Origin of the sequence: Xanthomonas sp. NCPPB 1067 (assembly GCF_020783795.1) — a bacterium.
Taxonomy (GTDB): Bacteria; Pseudomonadota; Gammaproteobacteria; order Xanthomonadales; family Xanthomonadaceae; genus Xanthomonas; species Xanthomonas melonis.
This window is the reverse complement of sequence record NZ_JAJGQG010000010.1, coordinates 108,386-124,564: the sequence shown is the minus strand read 5'-3', so window position 1 is coordinate 124,564 and position 16,179 is coordinate 108,386. Positions and strand designations below refer to the sequence as shown.

The window sequence follows — 16,179 nt, the reverse complement described above, 5'->3', positions numbered from 1 at the left end:
GCTGCAGCGCCAGTCATGCCGCCACCGCACGCGCACCCAAGGTCCACGGCGCGAAACGCATCAGTATCCAGCGCATGGGCACGCACGCGGCCAGCGCGAACAGGGTGACGAACACCGCCCAACCCAGGCCGGGACGCGCCCCGCCAAACCCGCCTGCCAGCGCGGCCACGCCCGACAGGACGAAGAACACCAGCATATGCGTGCACAGGATCAGCAGCGTATTGCGGCCGATCCACTGGATCCAGGACCAACCCTGCACCAACCGCGCCGCGCAGATCACCATCAACGAGCCCAGCACCGCGCTGAGCAGGAACAGCCCATGTGCGTGCCCAAACTGCAGCATGTTGACGTCGATGCGGCCGTTGCGCTGCGACAGCCACATAAGCACCGAGGCCAGCAGCACCGTCACCAGCGCGCTTACCGGCAGTGCCCTGGGCAGATGCGGCGATACGTGGACCAGCAAGGCGCCCAGCGCATAGAAGCACAGCGACACCGGTAGTACATCCAGGCCGAAGAAAAGCCGCATGCCCTGGCCCGGGAACCAGTGCATCCATCCCCATGCCAGCGGCAGCGCCAGCAGCGCGATCGCCACCGGCGGCAACAGGCGGCGCAACAGCAGGTAGGCGATCGCCGTCACCAGCATCACCGGCAGGAACCACAGCGGCGGCTGCACGTACAGGTCCGGGCCGATGCCGGTGAACAGCGATACGATCGGCTCCCACCACGGATGGCTGCCCCAACGCGCGGCTTTCTCGCCGATGTTCCGGGTCAACAGCCAGTACGCATAACCCAACAGATAAAACGTCGCGTAGGGAAGCAACAGGCTGCGCGCCTGCTTTGCGATGGTCTGCGCCAGATTGGTCGTGCGCGAAGCATAACCGGCCGCCAACCACCCTGACACCAGGAAGAACAGCGGCACATGGAAACTGTAGGCGAACAAGGTCATGCCGTGCGGCACGCCCTTGGCATGGCAGAACACCACCAACAGGATCGCAATCGCCTTGGCGGCATCGATGCGCGGATCACGTGCACGCCCGCCGCCGGTCGCCTGCAGCTCGGCTGGGCGTGTACCGCCCGCAGCGGAGGCGACGCTGCTCATCGCACCGCTCCGGCGGGCATCGGTGTCCCGGCGTGCGCGTGATTCGCATCGTCCCCGCTCGGCACAGAGGCGACGGTCGCAGCGGACCAGGTCGGGCGCAGATGCCATAGACAACCGCATACGAACCACCACAGTGCCGAAGTCTTGATCGAGAAGTAGCCGTTGGAAACCAACAGACTCAGCGAAAACGCGAAGATGGCCAGGTTCTTGAACTGCTGCCCTTCCTTGCTCGGCATCAGCAGCAGGAACGAATACGACAACAGGAAGGCCAGCACCCCAATGATGGATTGCGATGCGATGAAGTACGAAATCCCGCTATCGAAGTAGCGATACGCCTGCGCGAAGTCCAGCCCCAACCACGAATTGAACGACAGATTGTTCATCGAATTGACGGTGAAGAACACCCGTCCCATGGTGGTGTCCTGGTATGCCGTGATGCCGGTGACCCAGACCAGCAACCACGCGCTCATGATCACCAGCAAGAACAGCAGGAACGCCAATCGCTGGTCCAGACGTTTCAACAGTGGCGCCAGCAGCACCATCAACACGCATGTACCGGCGGCCAGTCGCCCGTCTGAAGCGACAATCATGAAGCCGATCAAGCCAACCGACAGGAGCAGTGCCGCCGGACGCATCCAACGCCAGAACACCAGCACGATGGCAGTGAAGAAACAGATGTAGTTGCCCATGGTCACCGGCTCGATGAACATCGAGGAGGCGCGCGGAAGATTGGAACCCGGCAGGAAATTCCGCTCACCAGGGCGTGTCGCGCTGACGAACAGATTGCTGTCCTCGTTCCAGAATCCCTCTGCGGCCATGCCACGCGCATTGACGAAGAAGCTCTTCGGATTGACCAGGTCGCCGTATGCGATGGGCATCGCCAGCTCGAACGCAGCGACCAGCGACACGATGATGGTCATGCGGATGAACAACTTGGGCAGCGAACCGGTGTAGGCAGACCCGAGCACCACGAACGCAAACACCACCAGTGCGTCGCGGAAGAATTTCGGATCGATCTGCCAGTTCACCAGGAACCGGACGAACATCAGCAATACCACCAGTCCCAGCCCGCTGATGATCAACGCCAGACGCTTGCGGCTGAGCGAGCCCAGACCGAGCAGGAAGCAGGCGCCGTAGACGAGGAATTCGACCGCATAGGTGATCACCGGCCTGACGGTGAACACGTTGGCGTTGATCAGTGCCAATACCAGGTTGTAGCCGACGCCCACCAGCAACGTCAGCTCGATCAACGCGTTGTGCCAGCGCACACGCGTCTGCTCGTCCATCCGGATCAGCATGCGGCCGCCTGCGGAAATGCGGCGGCTGCCACGCAGCCGCCGCAGACGCCGGACGCGCCAGTTCGCATGCGTCCGGCCCTCATCAGTACGCTGTCTTCTGTCCGAGCACGCGCACGGCAGTCAGCACGATGATGCGGATATCCAGCCACAACGACCAGCGACGGATGTAGTCCAGGTCGTACTGGATGCGCTTCTTCATCGTCCGCAGCTCCGGAGTCTCGCCGCGGAAACCGTTCACCTGAGCCCACCCGGTGATACCCGGCTTGACGTAATGGCGCTGCATGTAGTGATTGATCAGCTTTTCGTAATGGGTGTTGTGTTGCGCGGCATGCGGGCGCGGACCCACGATGGACATGCTGCCGCCCAGCACATTGAAGATCTGCGGCAGCTCGTCCAGGCTGCTACGCCGCAGGAAGGCACCGAAGCGGGTGATGCGGCTGTCGTTGCGGGTAGCCTGCTGGATGGTCGGGCCATGATCGTCGTGCACGCGCATGGAGCGGAACTTGTACATATGAAATTCGCGGCCGCCCAGGCCATGGCGACGCTGGCGGAAGAACACCGGCCCCGGCGAACTCAGCTTCACGCCGACCGCAATCGCCGCCATCAGCGGCCACAGGCCCATCAGTGCGATCACCGCAAGGATCTTGTCCTGCAGGGCCTTGGCGACCACGAAGTAGTTGTCGCGGTCCACACCGCCCTGGCGCAGGTTGATCACCGGGGTATTGCCGATCTGCTCGCCGGACTGGTTCAACAGACCGAAGTCGAACAGATCGGGCACCAGCTTCACATTGATCGGATAGCGATCCAGCCGCTGCAGCAACTGCTTGATGTGGTCGCGCTCGCCCAGCGGCAGCGAGATCCAGACCTGCTCGACCTGGTTCTGCTTCAGGTAATCGATCAAGGCATCCGGCTCGCCCAGGCAAGGCAGCGACTGGCGCTGCTCGGTCACGGCGATGTCGTAGGGGGTACGGAAATAGCCCACCAGATTCATGCCGACCCAGGAATTGCGGCTCAGATAATGGTTGATCTTCATCACCGGGTGACGCAATCCGACCACCACCACCCGCTGCACATCCACGCCCTGCGCACGCAGGTGATTCAGAAAGCCACGCAGCAAGGTCCGCGCAGCCACCAGCGACGCCAGGCCACCGACGAACCACAGCCCGATCCAGCCACGCGACACCTGCTCACCTACCTGCACGATCAGCGCATGCACCGCGAATAGCGCGAACACACCGCCGAACGCGCCGCCAAGCACCATCAGCTCGCGCAACAGCCCGCGTCCGCGCCAGCTGCGATACAGCGGAAACAGCGCGAAGCAGATCACCGAATACAACAGCGTGGTGGCGATGGCGACACGATACGGAGCAGCCGGCACCCAGGTACCGAACACGATGCGGTAGGCGATCAGTCCCGAGACGACCACCATGGTCAGGTCGAAGACGCGCAGTACCAGATCGGCTGCAGCCGAGTACTTGGACAACAATCGTGGCGAGGAAGTCGTGTAAGTCGCGCTACTGAGGTCTGCCAAAAGCATGGGGATGTCCTCCAAACTCGATACGGTGCATGCGGGGGAACATACGAAGCGCACGCGAGCTTTCAATCATCTCCGCCGGGCGATCACGCGGTAATACCTACCGACCCCAGATCGCCCGACAGCCCTTTGTTTCAACAGAGACAAACTTTCCATTGGAAGAGTCCGCAACATACTGGATCCCTTCTTTGCCACGCTGAATCGGTTGTCACTTCAATTAACCACCGTTTTGCAACACCACGATGTCAGTTCACTCGCGGTTCCTGTCCGGTACCGCGCAGGAAGTAACGCACCAACGCCACCGCCAGCCCCAGGAATACGCCAAAGATGAAGCCCAAGGCGAGGTTCAGTTTCAATTTTGGTGAAGTCTTCGACGTAGGCACATCTGCGGTGTCGACGATGGTCACGTTGTTGGCGCCAACGTTGCTGGCTACGCCGATTTCCTTGTAGCGCTGCAGGAGTGCGTCGTAGAGCTGCCGGTTGGTATCGACGTCACGCTTGAGCATGTTGTAGCGGATGCTGCGGCTCTGCAGGTCGAGCTCGTTGTTGCGCAAGCCGGCAATTCGATCGTTGAGCAGTTGCTCCTGGTGCACGGAGGCGTCATAGGTGGCCTTGAGCGACTGGCGCACGTTGACGATCTCGCCATTGATCTGCCGCCGCGACTCCTCGATCTGCGCCTTCAGTCGCTGCATTTCCGGATAATCCGGCTTGAAGGTCGACAGCTTCTGCTGGTACTCGCTGGTCAGACGAACCTGCTCGCCGCGCAAGGTCTGGATCAGCGGGCTGCTGAGCACCTGCGGCAGCGACATCGCATCGCCGCTGGATGCCTGGCGCCATGCCGCTTCGGCCTTGATGCGCGCATCCTGCGCCGATGCCAGCAGCGCATTGAGGTCGGTCAGGTTCTGTGCCGGCAGCGAGGGCTTGTCGTCGCCCACCGAAACGATCTGCTCCTCGGTGGAATAGGCCACCAATTGCTTCTCCGAATCCTCCACCTTGGCGCGCAGTTGTTCGAGGCGTTCAGCCAGGAATTTGGTGGCGAAGGAGGACGCCTTCATGCGGCGCTGCTGCGTGCTGACGATGAACACCTTCGGATAGGTGTTGGCAATCTTGGCTGCCAGTACCGGATCGGGCGAATCGTAGTTGACGTAGACCAGACGCGAATTGAGGATCGGCTCCACCACCAGCCCGGCCAACAGCGTATCTGTCAGGCTGCGCTCGATGATCGCCTGACGCGAGTCCACCGACTTGCCGGCCTCCGGGTTCTTTGCGGCCGCCTTGGCCAGCGCGTCCTCGACCTGCTGCTTGAACGCCGGCTCCTGATCGAGCCTGGCCTCACGAATCACCGCGCGTGCAAGCGAGCGGCTCTGCAGCAACTGGTATTGGGTCTGATAGAAGTCGCGATCCTGCGGCGACTCCACCGGCATCAGGTTTTCGACGTTGACCACATTGAGCGCATCGCGCTCGATCTGCAGCGTGCTCGTGGCGCGATACTTCTCCGGCATCAGCAAGGTAATGCCCAGCGCCAGCACCACTGCAGCCACGGTGATCGAGGCGATCAGCCAGCGCTGGGATACCAGAGCACGCCAGTAGTCCATCAGGCTCACGTCTGCCAGCTCGAGCTGTCCATGGCGCTGCGACGGCGAGGAACGATTGTCAGAATTCATACTCATCGGTAAGCGCGCCACACCATCACCAAGGGGGTCAGTTCCAGCATGGTGCGCAGCCAGACGCGCGCATCCGAGCGATACACCACGATGATGTCGCCGCCGTAGATCTCAGGGTCGGGGTTGGTCCCCTTCTCGATCTCGGTCAGATCGAAGCGCGCGATCATCTTCTGGCCCTTGACCATGCGGAACACGATGACGTTGCCGCGGCTCGCCACGGTGCTGACGCCCTTGGCCTGCGCGACGGCCTGCTGCAGGGTCAGATTCGCGCCGATGACCGGGTAGATCCCGGGCTCGGTGACTGCGCCGGTCACGGTGACGCGGCGGCCATTGGATTCCTGCACGAACACCGACACTTGCGGGTTCTGCAGATAGCCGTTGCGATACCTGTCGGCGACCATCTTTTCCAGCTCACCGACACCCAGGCCAGCCGCATTGACGTCGCCGATCAGCGGCAGCGAGATGTGACCGTTCTGATCGATGCGCACCTGCCGTTCCAAGTCGTCGATCTGGAACACCTTGACCAGCAGCAGGTCGCCTGGCGAGAGCCGATACTCGGGTTGCACGGCAGACATGGCCAGCGGATCCGGGAGCGGCAACGAGGTCGCCATGTCTTTTCCGGTGCTGCAGGCGCCCAGTGTCATCGAGCAGATCAGCACCACGCTCAGGGCTTGGCAGAATCGTCCGATCAGTTTTTTCATGCGTGTGGCTGGCTGCCTCGGTTGGGTTGGACAGGAGCTCGCGCAGCATTCAACCGGCCAACGCGCCAGCACGAACGTACGACAGAGGATCACTCCGAACATGTCGGAGTCACGACAGACATGACGTGTTGCACTGCACTATGGCACAGAACCCACGCATCGCAAGGCGCAACACGCCATTTTTTTGACGGCGTTGGCCTATTGATTCAAGTTCGTCGATAGTGCGTTAACGAAACGTGATACACGTCCGTATCCGTGTGCAATGTTTTGAAGCGATTTCGGTCACTTAGCGCAGTTATGTGATGCACGCCCGAAGCGGGCAGGACCGCATGGAGCAAGCGCTAGCGCTAATTTCGCACGTTGCACGTGATACGCCGATCAGCATATCCATGGCTGCGTGAAGACGTGCACGCAGGGATGTTGCGACGCAACAAAAAAGCCCATGTCATGACGACATGGGCTCGTTGTTTGGTCGGGGTAGCCGGATTCGAACCGACGACCACTAGTCCCCCAGACTAGTGCGCTACCAGGCTGCGCTATACCCCGAAGATGCTGCATCCCGCCGCGAGGGCGGCCTGCGATTATAGCGGCTTTGTGAAACGTTTTCCTAGCGGCGCAGCAACTGCAGCACTTCTTCCAGCTCCATGCGCACCTGCTTGATGATCTGGTTGCTCAGCGCCGATTCGCTTTTTGCCCCGTCACCCTCCAGGCGCAGGCGTGCACCGCCGATGGTATAGCCCTGCTCGTAGAGCAGGCCGCGGATCTGGCGCACCATCAGTACGTCGTGGCGCTGGTAATAGCGTCGATTGCCACGCCGCTTGACCGGCTCCAGGCTCGGAAATTCCGTTTCCCAGTAGCGCAACACATGCGGCTTGACGTCGCACAGTTCGCTGACCTCACCGATGGTGAAGTAGCGTTTGGCCGGTATCGGCGGTAGCTCGCGATTACTGCCCGGATCCAGCATAAGCCTCCACCCGTTCCTTGAGTTTCTGGCCCGGGCGGAAGGTCACCACCGTGCGGGCCGAGATCGGAATTTCCTCACCGGTCTTGGGATTGCGACCGGGCCGTTGATTCTTGCGCCGCAGGTCGAAGTTGCCGAAACCCGATAACTTCACCTGGCGGCCCTGCTCCAGCGCATCGCGCAGCACGTCGAAGAACGCATCGACAAATTCCTTTGCCTCGCGCTTGTTCAGACCGACCTCGTCGAACAGACGCTCGGCCATCTCCGCTTTCGTCAATGCCATGCCAATCCCCTGGTTACCGCCTCAACTCCGGATCCGGGCGCCGTGTTCGCGCTCCACCACAGCCACCGCGTCGGCGACCACCGCATCCACATCCCGGTCGGTGAGAGTGCGCGAGTTATCCTGCAAAATCAAGCCCATAGCCAGACTCTTGAAACCTGGCTCGACCCCCTGGCCGACGTAGCGGTCAAACAACTGCACCTCGCGCAGCAAGGGCCCGACCGCGGTCTGCACGCTGGCCGACAGCGCCGCCCAACTCACCTGCTCCGGTACCAGGAACGCGAGGTCGCGGCGTACCGAGGGGAACCGCGACAATTCGCCAGCCCTCGGCAGGGCGCGCTGCACCAGCGGCGCCAGTTCCAGTTCGAAAGCGACCACGTCCACGTCGATCTCCATCGCCCTGCACAGGCGCGGATGCACCTGCCCGATCCAGCCAATGCAGGCGCCATCGCGGTAGATGTCGGCCGAACGCCCCGGGTGCCCGAACGGCTGCGTCGACGGCCGGAACTCCAGCACCGCGCCACTGGCCGCAGCCAGCGCCATCAGATCTCCCTTCACATCGTGGAAGTCCACCTTGCGCGCGGTTTCGCCCCATTGCAGTGCCAGGGCATCGCCGCACACGGCTGCGGCAACATGCTGCGCCTCGCGCGGCGCCGCACCGGTATCGCCTCCCGCAGCGAACACCTTGCCCAGCTCGAACAGGCGCACACGCCCGGCCTGGCGCGCCGCATTGCGGCCCAGGGTCGCCACCAGGCCCGGCAGCAACCGCGGACGCATGATGGCGAGTTCCGCGCTGAGCGGATTGGCCAGCGGTACCAGCCCCTCGCTCAATTGCCAGCGCTGCAGTAGGGCGGCATCGACGAAGGCATAGTTGATGGTTTCCTGCAGTTCGCGTGCCACCAGCTGGCGGCGCACGCTCAACTCATCCAGCTGTGTCTCGCTGGGCATTGCGATCCGGCTGGCACCGCCGGGCAAGGTGGTCGGCACCCTGTCGTACCCGTGGATGCGTGCCAGCTCCTCGATCAGGTCTTCCTCGATGGCAATGTCGAAGCGACGGCTCGGCGCCATCACCTGCCAGCCCTCGGTCACCGGTGCGAGCTGCATGCCCAGCGCGCTCAGGATGCGCACGACATCCGCATCGTCGATGTGGATGCCGAGTACGCGCGCGATGCGCGCACGACGCAGCAGGATCGGCGCGGCCTGGGGCAGATGCTCGGGGAGTTGCGCGTGCACCACCGGGCCCGGCGTGCCGCCGGCCAGCTCCAGCACCAGACGGGTAGCCACTTCGATCGCCTGCGGCGCCAGCGCCGGGTCCACGCCACGCTCGAAACGATGGCCGGCATCGGTGTGCAGGCCGAGCTTGCGGCCGCGCCCCATGATCGCGGCCGGGTCGAAGTATGCCGACTCCAGGAATACGTTGCGGGTGGTCTCGGTGACCCGCGTGTCCAGCCCGCCCATCAACCCGGCCAGCGCCACCGGGCGACCGGCGTCGGTGATGGTCAGGAAGCTGTCGTCCAGGGTCACTTGCCGCCCATCCAGCAGCGCCAGCTGCTCGCCGGCACGCGAGCGGCGCACGCCGATCGGGCCCTGCAAGGTATCCAGGTCGAAGGCATGCATCGGCTGGCCCAGCTCCAGCATCACGTACTGGGTGATGTCCACCAGCAACGACACCGGGCGCACGCCGCTGCGGCGCAGGCGCTCGGCCAGCCACAGCGGCGTGGTCGCAGCCGGATCGATGCCTTCGATCACGCGCCCGCAGTAACGCGGCGCCTCCTTGCCGGCCTCCAGCTCCACCGCCAGCGTCCGCGTGGACACCGACGCCACCGCGGCGGCGTCGAACGCCACCACTTCGCTGGCGCAGGCGGCAGCCACGTCGAAGGCGATACCGCGCACGCTGAAGCAATCGGCGCGATTGGGAGTGAGCTTGATCTCGATGCTGGCATCCGGCAGACCGAGGTACTCGGCCAGCGCCTGCCCTACCGGCGCGTCGTCAGGCAGCTCGAACAGGCCGGCGGCATCGCTGTCCAGGCCCAGTTCCTTGGCCGAACACAGCATGCCGTTGGATGCCACACCGCGCAGCTTGGCCGCGGTGATGGTGAGCTCGCCGATCTGCGCACCGACCAGCGCCAACGGTGCTACCAGACCGGCGCGCGCGTTGGGCGCGCCGCACACGATCTGCAGCAACTCGCCCTGCCCTGCGTCCACACTGCAGACCTGCAGCCGATCGGCCTCGGGATGGCGCACCGCTTCGACGATCCGCGCCACCACTACCTGGCCCAGCGCCTGACCCAAGGGTGTGACCTCTTCCACCTCCAGACCGATCGCGGTCAGCGTCGCAGCCAACTCCTCACGGCTGGCCTGGATCGGGACGTGGCTACGCAGCCAATTTTCAGAGAATTTCATGAGGGGCCGGGATTGGGGATTCGGGATTGAGGATTAGCTGAAAAGTGTCGAGGGAGTCTGGGGCGGACCGGGGCGCTATTGCGAATCCCCAATCCCGAATCCCCAATCCCCGCCGTCAGGCGAATTGCCTGAGAAAGCGCACATCGTTTTCGAAGAACGCGCGCAGGTCGTTGACCCCGTAGCGCAGCATCGCGAAGCGCTCCACGCCCAGACCGAAGGCGAAACCGGTGTAGCGCTCCGGGTCGATGCCGACGCTGCGCAGCACGTTCGGGTGCACCATGCCGCAGCCCAGCACTTCCAGCCAGCGCGTGCTGCCATCGGGCTGCTGCCAGGCGATATCCACTTCCGCGCCCGGCTCCACGAACGGGAAATAGCTGGGACGGAAGCGCATCTCAAAATTGCGCTCGAAGAACGCCCGCACGAACTCGGACAAGGTGCCCTTGAGGTCGGCGAAGGTGGAGTGCTCATCCACCAGCAGACCTTCGACCTGATGGAACATCGGCGAGTGGGTCTGATCCGAATCGGAGCGATACACCTTGCCGGCGGCGATCATGCGCAACGGCGGTTTGTGTGCGTCCATGTAACGCACCTGTACGCCGGAGGTATGCGTGCGCAGCAGGCGGCCGTCGCCAAAGTAGAAGGTGTCGTGCATCGCGCGCGCCGGATGGTGCGGCGGAAAATTGAGCGCTTCGAAGTTATGCCAGTCGTCTTCGATCTCCGGGCCATCGGACAACTCATAGCCCAGCCGCGCGAAGATTTCGACGATGCGCTCGAGCGTACGCGTGACCGGGTGCAGGCCGCCACGTTCGCTGCGACGCCCCGGCAAGGTGACGTCGATACGCTCGCCGGCAAGGCGCGCGTCCAATGCAGCGGTTTCCAGCGTGTTCTTGCGCTGCGCCAACGCTGCGGTCAGCGCGTCGCGGGTCTGGTTGATGGCCTCGCCGGCAGCCTTGCGTTGCTCGGCCGGCAGCGTGCCGAGCTGCTTGAGTTGGGCGGTAACACTGCCGCTCTTGCCCAGCAAGGCCACCCGCAATGCTTCCAGTTGCTCAGGCGTCTGCGCGGCAGCGACATCGGCCAGCGCGCGCTCGGTCAGGGATTGAATTTCACTCATTGCACTTGCGCCTCAACTGCTAGCCGAACGGTGTTTCCGGATGCACCGGAACGCATTGTCACTGCACCTACCTGCCATCACCCATCTGGTGGCTTCGCAAAAACGCAAAAGGGGAAGGACTCGCGCCCTTCCCCCTGCATCTCTGCGTTTCACGCATCGAAAGCATCCGCACCGAGGTGTGACTACTGACGATGACTCGCTTCTGTCAAAAGTCCGCACATGGATGTGCGGGCTCCTGCGAGGGACTCGCACATACGGCGTGCGGGCTACTGCGAGGGACTATCTCGTTAAGAAGTCCGCACATGGATGTGCGGGCTCTTGCAGAGGGACCTGCATTTACGCCGCCAGCGCGCCCTTCGCCTTCTCGGCCAGCGCGGCAAAGCCGGCGGCGTCGTGCACGGCGATATCGGCCAGCACCTTGCGGTCCAGGGTGATACCCGCCTTGAGCAGGCCATTCATGAAACGGCTGTAGCTCAGGCCGTTGATGCGGGCAGCCGCATTGATGCGGGTGATCCACAGCGAACGGAAATTACGCTTCTTCTGCTTACGGCCGATGTAGGCGTACTGCTGCGCCTTGATGACCGCCTGCTTGGCAACGCGGAAGACCTTGCGGCGTGCGTTGTAGTAGCCCTTTGCCAGGGTCAGAATTTTCTTGTGGCGGCGACGCGCCTGTACGCCACGCTTTACTCGTGCCATGGGTCAGTCCTCAGAGGTAGGGAAGCATACGATCGAGACGGCCAGCGTCCTCGGCACGAACGTGGTTCGTCTGCCGCAGGTTGCGCTTACGCTTGGTCGCTTTCTTCGTGAGGATGTGGCTACGGTTGGCGTGGCCGCACTTGTACTTGCCGGAGGCGGTCTTGCGGAAACGCTTGGCCGCCGCCCGGTTGGTCTTGATCTTGGGCATTGCTATGTCCTTGATGGTGTTTTGTCACTGACACGGGCGGCAGTCTTGCGACCACGCTTTCCATCCTTGCCCTTGCCTGCTTGTAAGTCCTTGATCGAACACGATCCGGACAGGTCCTGGTACCGCTCACGCGGCGCCCCGGCAAAACCGGGCCGCGCAGTCTACCCGTTACCGGGAATTCTTGCAAATCGGCGTCATTGTCACCGTGGCCAGCCCGGTCGGGGCCGCCACGGTGCAGCGCTTCAGACCTTCTTCTTGGGCGCGATCATCATGACCATCTGCCGCCCTTCCAGGCGCGGGCGGGACTCGATGATGATCTCGTCGCCCAGGTCGGCCTCGATCCGGGCAGCCATCTCGCGCCCCAGTTCCTGGTGGCTCATTTCGCGACCACGGAAGCGAATGTTGACCTTGACCTTGTCACCCTCTTCCAGGAAGCGGCGCATGTTGCGCAGCTTGATCTGGTAGTCGCCCTCGTCGGTGACCGGCCGGAACTTGAGTTCCTTGATCTCGACCTGCTTGGTTTTCTTCTTGGCCTCGTTGGCCTTCTTCTGCTGCTCGAACTTGAACTTGCCGAAATCCATGATCTTGCAGACCGGCGGATCGGCCTGCGGCTGGATTTCGACCAGATCCAGGCCTTCATCCTCGGCCTTGGCGAGCGCTTCGTCGCGCGACAACACGCCGACCATCTCTCCGTCGCTGCCGATCACGCGGACGCGCGGCACACGGATTTCTTGGTTCTTGCGGTTCTGTTTGTTGTCAGGGGTACTGATATTGCAATCTCCCAGGGGAATCGAACCGGCGCATCCGGATCATCCAGACCGGCCGGGGTTGGCTCACGCTGCCTGCTCTGCCTGCAGCCGCTCGATGAAGGCCGAAACCGTCATGGTTCCAAGGTCTTCCCCCGATCGCGTCCGCACGGCCACAGCGCCATTTTCCTTCTCGCGGTCGCCGACCACGAGCAGATACGGCACGCGTTGCAGCGTATGCTCGCGGATCTTATAACCGATCTTCTCGTTACGCAAATCGGCGCTGACACGGAAGCCTTGATTTGCAAGGGTTTTCCGAACCGAGTCCACATATTCGGCCTGAGCGTCGGTGATGTTGGCGACAACGACCTGGACCGGAGCCAGCCAGGACGGGAAGGCGCCGGCGTGGTGTTCGATCAGGATGCCGATGAAACGCTCCATCGAGCCCACGATGGCCCGGTGCAGCATGACCGGATGCTTCTTCTGGCTGTTCTCGTCCACGTACTCGGCGCCGAGGCGGCCCGGCATCATGAAATCGACCTGCATCGTGCCCAACTGCCAGGTGCGGCCGATGGCGTCCTTGAGGTGGTATTCGATCTTGGGGCCGTAGAAGGCGCCCTCGCCCGGCAGCTCCTGCCACTCCACCCCACACACGCCCAGCGCGCTGCGCAGGGCGGCTTCGGCCTTGTCCCAGGTGGCGTCGTCGCCCAGGCGCTTTTCCGGGCGCAGCGCGATCTTGATCTGGATGTCGTCGAAGCCAAACGCGGTATAGACCGCCAGCGCCTGCTGGTGGAAGGCGGTGACTTCGGATTCGATCTGCGATTCCAGGCAGAACACGTGCCCGTCGTCCTGGGTGAAGCCGCGCACGCGCAGGATGCCGTGCAGCGCGCCGGAGGGCTCGTTGCGGTGGCAGGCGCCGAACTCGCCGTAGCGGATCGGCAGGTCGCGGTAGCTGTGCAGGCCCTGGTTGAACACCTGCACGTGGCCGGGGCAGTTCATCGGCTTGACCGCGTAGGTGCGCTTTTCCGATTCGGTGAAGAACATCGCGTCCTGGTAGTTGTCCCAGTGGCCGGATTTCTGCCACAGCGAGACGTCCAGGATCTGCGGGCAGCGCACTTCGCCGTAGCCGCTATCGCGATAGACCTTGCGCATGTACTGCTCGACCACCTGCCACAGCGACCACCCCTTGGGGTGCCAGAACACCAGGCCGGGCGCCTCTTCCTGCAGGTGGAACAGATCCTGCGCCTTGCCGATGCGGCGATGGTCGCGCTTGTCGGCTTCTTCCATGCGCAGGATGTAGGCATCGAGCTGCTTCTTGTCGGCCCAGGCGGTGCCGTAGATGCGCTGCAGCTGCTCGTTCTTGGCATCGCCGCGCCAGTAGGCGCCGGAGATGCGGGTCAGCTTGAAGGCCTTGAGGAAGCGGGTGTTGGGCACGTGCGGGCCGCGGCACATGTCCACGTACTCCTGGTGGTAGTACAGGCCCATCGCGGTGATGTCCTCGGACATGTCCTCGATCAGGCGCAGCTTGTACTCCTCGCCGCGCTGGGCGAACACCTCGATCACCTCCGCACGCGGGGTGACCTTCTTGATCACGTCGTAGTCCTGCGCGATCAGTTCCTGCATGCGCTGCTCGATCGCGGCCATGTCCTCGGGTGTGAACGGGCGTTCGCTGTAGATGTCGTAATAGAAGCCTTCGGCGATGACCGGGCCGATCACCATCTTGACCTCCGGGTACAGCTGCTTGACCGCGTGCCCGACCAGGTGGGCGCAGGAGTGACGGATGATCTCCACGCCTTCGGCGTCCTTGGCGGTGATGATGCGCAGGCTGGCGTCATGGTCGATGACGTCGCTGGCGTCGACCAGCTGGCCGTCCACCTGGCCGGCGATGGTGGCCTTGGCCAGGCCGGCGCCGATCGACTGGGCGACCTGCATCACCGAGACGGGGGATTCGAATTCGCGGCGGCTGCCGTCGGGGAGCGTGATGTTGATCATGGGCAAGAATGAGGTCTGGTCTGGCTGCAGCCGGCGGCTGCCATGGGAGGCCTGACCATTGCTGGACAGGCTCGGGAGAAGCGGGAAAGGTCATGCGGAAGACCGCGTCACGGGCGCCACGGAGCAGGTGCGCCGGTCGGGATCAGCGGTGGGCGGTGGTAGTGCTCATGTCGCACGCTCGGCCGGCGCTAGGGCGCGGGCCACCTTCTCGCAAGGGGTCTTGGGCGTGAATGGTAAACCAATCAGCCGGCCGCTGCGTGGGGCGGCACGGTACTGGCAGGCGCATGGCATGATGCCGGCCACCCGTCCTGCCGCTGCCGACCATGACCATCAAGGGTAAAGCCACCTCGCTGGATATCGCCTACCTGGCCGGCGTGTCGCAGCCGACCGTATCGCGCGCCCTGCGCGGCAGCCCGATGGTCAACGAGGAAACCCGCAAGCGCATCCTGCGCATCGCCCGCGAGCTGAACTACAAAGTCGACAAGAACGCTTCCTCGCTACGGCTACGCAATGCCGGGACGCTGGCGCTGCTGTTCTTCGAAGACCCCACCGCCGACGATTCGCTGATCAATCCGTTCTTCCATTCGATGCTGGGCTCGATCACCCGCGCCTGCGCGCTGCAGGGCTACGACCTGCTGGTGTCGTTCCAGCAGCTGTCCAAGGACTGGCAGGCCGACTACGAAGACAGCAACAAGGCCGACGGCATCATCCTGCTGGGCTACGGCGACTACCAAGAGTCACGCCAACGGCTGCAGCTGCTGGTGGAGCAAGGCACACACTTCGTGCGCTGGGGTGCGGCGCTGCCGGGCCAGCCGGGCATTTCGATCGGCAGCGACAACTACCAGGGCGGGCTGGACATCACCGAGCACCTGCTGGCGCAGGGCTGCCGGCGCGTGGCCTTCCTCGGCCACGCCTCCAATCACTACCCCGAGTTCGAAGAACGCTACCGGGGCTATGCCGCCGCGCTGGCGCAGCACGCGCTGGCCGCCGAGGCGGGCCTGCAGTTCGATGCGATCACCACCGAATCGTCCGGCTATGCGGCATGCCTGGCCTTGCTCGACAGCGGCCAGGCCTTCGATGCGGTGTGCGCCGCCAGCGACTTGATCGCGATCGGCGCGATGCGCGCCCTGCGCGAACGCGGCCTGCGCGTGCCACAGGACGTGGCGGTCAGCGGCTTCGACGACATCGCACTCGCCGCATCGGTGGCGCCGGCCCTGTCCACGGTGCAGCAGGACACCAAGCAGGCCGGCACGCTGCTGGTGGAAAGCCTGGTGGCGTTGATCCGCGGCGAAGCGGCGCAGAGCCGCACGATTCCGGTGAAGCTGGCGGTGCGCGATTCCTCGCGCAGCAACGGCTTGCAGCCGCCGCTGGGATGGAGGCCGCCCAGCTCGGAGACCAGTGAGGCGGTCGCCGGCCTGGCGGCGGATGGCGCTGCCAGGCGCTGATTCGGGATTCGGGATTCGGGATTCGGGACAGCATGCACGGT

Annotated in this window: 14 protein-coding genes and 1 tRNA gene; 1 reads left to right on the top strand and 14 read right to left on the bottom strand. The window is 63.6% G+C overall.

The features are described from left to right. Positions 1-13: 13 nt before the first annotated feature. The 14 genes from LL962_RS10280 to thrS form a co-directional block, all read right to left on the bottom strand. A complete protein-coding gene (locus LL962_RS10280) occupies positions 14-1,099 on the bottom strand; it encodes an acyltransferase family protein (protein ID WP_228316817.1) in 1,086 nt (361 codons plus the stop codon). Then, the gene (locus LL962_RS10275; RefSeq protein ID WP_167395340.1) at positions 1,096-2,385 is read right to left on the bottom strand and encodes a polysaccharide biosynthesis protein GumE; all 1,290 of its coding nucleotides are present in this window, start codon (positions 2,383-2,385) and stop codon (positions 1,096-1,098) included. Before LL962_RS10275 ends, LL962_RS10280 begins: the two co-directional genes overlap by 4 nt. A 94-nt stretch (positions 2,386-2,479) precedes the next feature. Then, a complete protein-coding gene (locus LL962_RS10270; RefSeq protein WP_104587563.1) occupies positions 2,480-3,934 on the bottom strand; it encodes an undecaprenyl-phosphate glucose phosphotransferase in 1,455 nt (484 codons plus the stop codon). A 242-nt stretch (positions 3,935-4,176) separates the two neighbouring features. After that, entirely contained in the window at positions 4,177-5,616 is a 1,440-nt protein-coding gene (locus tag LL962_RS10265) for a GumC family protein (protein WP_228316816.1), read from the bottom strand. After that, positions 5,598-6,296, bottom strand: coding sequence for a polysaccharide biosynthesis/export family protein (locus LL962_RS10260; protein ID WP_228316815.1), 699 nt, complete (start codon positions 6,294-6,296; stop codon positions 5,598-5,600). The genes LL962_RS10265 and LL962_RS10260 overlap by 19 nt, the downstream gene beginning before the upstream one ends. A gap of 469 nt (positions 6,297-6,765) precedes the next feature. Beyond that, positions 6,766-6,842: transfer RNA gene (locus LL962_RS10255), tRNA-Pro, on the bottom strand. Between the two features lie 61 nt (positions 6,843-6,903). Next, a complete protein-coding gene (locus tag LL962_RS10250; protein WP_005995911.1) occupies positions 6,904-7,260 on the bottom strand; it encodes a MerR family transcriptional regulator in 357 nt (118 codons plus the stop codon). After that, the gene (locus LL962_RS10245) at positions 7,241-7,540 is read right to left on the bottom strand and encodes an integration host factor subunit alpha (protein ID WP_002811076.1); all 300 of its coding nucleotides are present in this window, start codon (positions 7,538-7,540) and stop codon (positions 7,241-7,243) included. The genes LL962_RS10250 and LL962_RS10245 overlap by 20 nt, the downstream gene beginning before the upstream one ends. Before the next feature lie 21 nt (positions 7,541-7,561). After that, complete coding sequence (gene pheT, locus LL962_RS10240) at positions 7,562-9,940, bottom strand: phenylalanine--tRNA ligase subunit beta (protein ID WP_228316814.1); 2,379 nt, start codon at positions 9,938-9,940, stop codon at positions 7,562-7,564. 115 nt (positions 9,941-10,055) lie between these two features. Continuing rightward, complete coding sequence (gene pheS, locus LL962_RS10235) at positions 10,056-11,051, bottom strand: phenylalanine--tRNA ligase subunit alpha (RefSeq protein WP_228316813.1); 996 nt, start codon at positions 11,049-11,051, stop codon at positions 10,056-10,058. Positions 11,052-11,387: 336 nt separating this feature from the next. Further along, on the bottom strand, positions 11,388-11,747 hold the full coding sequence (rplT, locus tag LL962_RS10230) for a 50S ribosomal protein L20 (protein ID WP_003484828.1): 360 nt from the start codon (positions 11,745-11,747) through the stop codon (positions 11,388-11,390). A gap of 10 nt (positions 11,748-11,757) precedes the next feature. Further along, positions 11,758-11,955, bottom strand: a complete 198-nt coding sequence (rpmI, locus tag LL962_RS10225) for a 50S ribosomal protein L35 (protein WP_002811096.1) — start codon at positions 11,953-11,955, stop codon at positions 11,758-11,760. Positions 11,956-12,197: 242 nt separating this feature from the next. Continuing rightward, positions 12,198-12,740 (bottom strand): translation initiation factor IF-3, encoded by a 543-nt coding sequence (infC, locus tag LL962_RS10220; protein ID WP_104587566.1) that lies wholly within the window; start codon positions 12,738-12,740, stop codon positions 12,198-12,200. A gap of 48 nt (positions 12,741-12,788) precedes the next feature. Further along, on the bottom strand, positions 12,789-14,693 hold the full coding sequence (gene thrS / locus LL962_RS10215) for a threonine--tRNA ligase (protein WP_005930235.1): 1,905 nt from the start codon (positions 14,691-14,693) through the stop codon (positions 12,789-12,791). 323 nt (positions 14,694-15,016) lie between these two features. On the opposite strand from thrS, the gene LL962_RS10210 reads away from it, so the two are divergent. Continuing rightward, positions 15,017-16,138: a LacI family DNA-binding transcriptional regulator gene (locus LL962_RS10210; protein WP_228316812.1), complete on the top strand. Its 1,122-nt coding sequence runs from the start codon at positions 15,017-15,019 to the stop codon at positions 16,136-16,138. Positions 16,139-16,179 lie beyond the last annotated feature (41 nt).

Excerpts from the sequence above, each read along its gene's own strand:
- LL962_RS10270 (WP_104587563.1), bottom strand. The coding sequence starts at position 3,934 with ATGCTTTTGGCAGACCTCAGTAGCGCGACTTACACGACTTCCTCGCCA.
- pheS (WP_228316813.1), bottom strand. The coding sequence starts at position 11,051 with ATGAGTGAAATTCAATCCCTGACCGAGCGCGCGCTGGCCGATGTCGCT.
- LL962_RS10210 (WP_228316812.1), top strand. The coding sequence starts at position 15,017 with ATGACCATCAAGGGTAAAGCCACCTCGCTGGATATCGCCTACCTGGCC.
- LL962_RS10245 (WP_002811076.1), bottom strand. The coding sequence starts at position 7,540 with ATGGCATTGACGAAAGCGGAGATGGCCGAGCGTCTGTTCGACGAGGTC.
- thrS (WP_005930235.1), bottom strand. The coding sequence starts at position 14,693 with ATGATCAACATCACGCTCCCCGACGGCAGCCGCCGCGAATTCGAATCC.
- pheT (WP_228316814.1), bottom strand. The coding sequence starts at position 9,940 with ATGAAATTCTCTGAAAATTGGCTGCGTAGCCACGTCCCGATCCAGGCC.
- LL962_RS10260 (WP_228316815.1), bottom strand. The coding sequence starts at position 6,296 with ATGAAAAAACTGATCGGACGATTCTGCCAAGCCCTGAGCGTGGTGCTG.
- LL962_RS10280 (WP_228316817.1), bottom strand. The coding sequence starts at position 1,099 with ATGAGCAGCGTCGCCTCCGCTGCGGGCGGTACACGCCCAGCCGAGCTG.
- LL962_RS10275 (WP_167395340.1), bottom strand. The coding sequence starts at position 2,385 with ATGGACGAGCAGACGCGTGTGCGCTGGCACAACGCGTTGATCGAGCTG.
- rpmI (WP_002811096.1), bottom strand. The coding sequence starts at position 11,955 with ATGCCCAAGATCAAGACCAACCGGGCGGCGGCCAAGCGTTTCCGCAAG.
- rplT (WP_003484828.1), bottom strand. The coding sequence starts at position 11,747 with ATGGCACGAGTAAAGCGTGGCGTACAGGCGCGTCGCCGCCACAAGAAA.
- LL962_RS10250 (WP_005995911.1), bottom strand. The coding sequence starts at position 7,260 with ATGCTGGATCCGGGCAGTAATCGCGAGCTACCGCCGATACCGGCCAAA.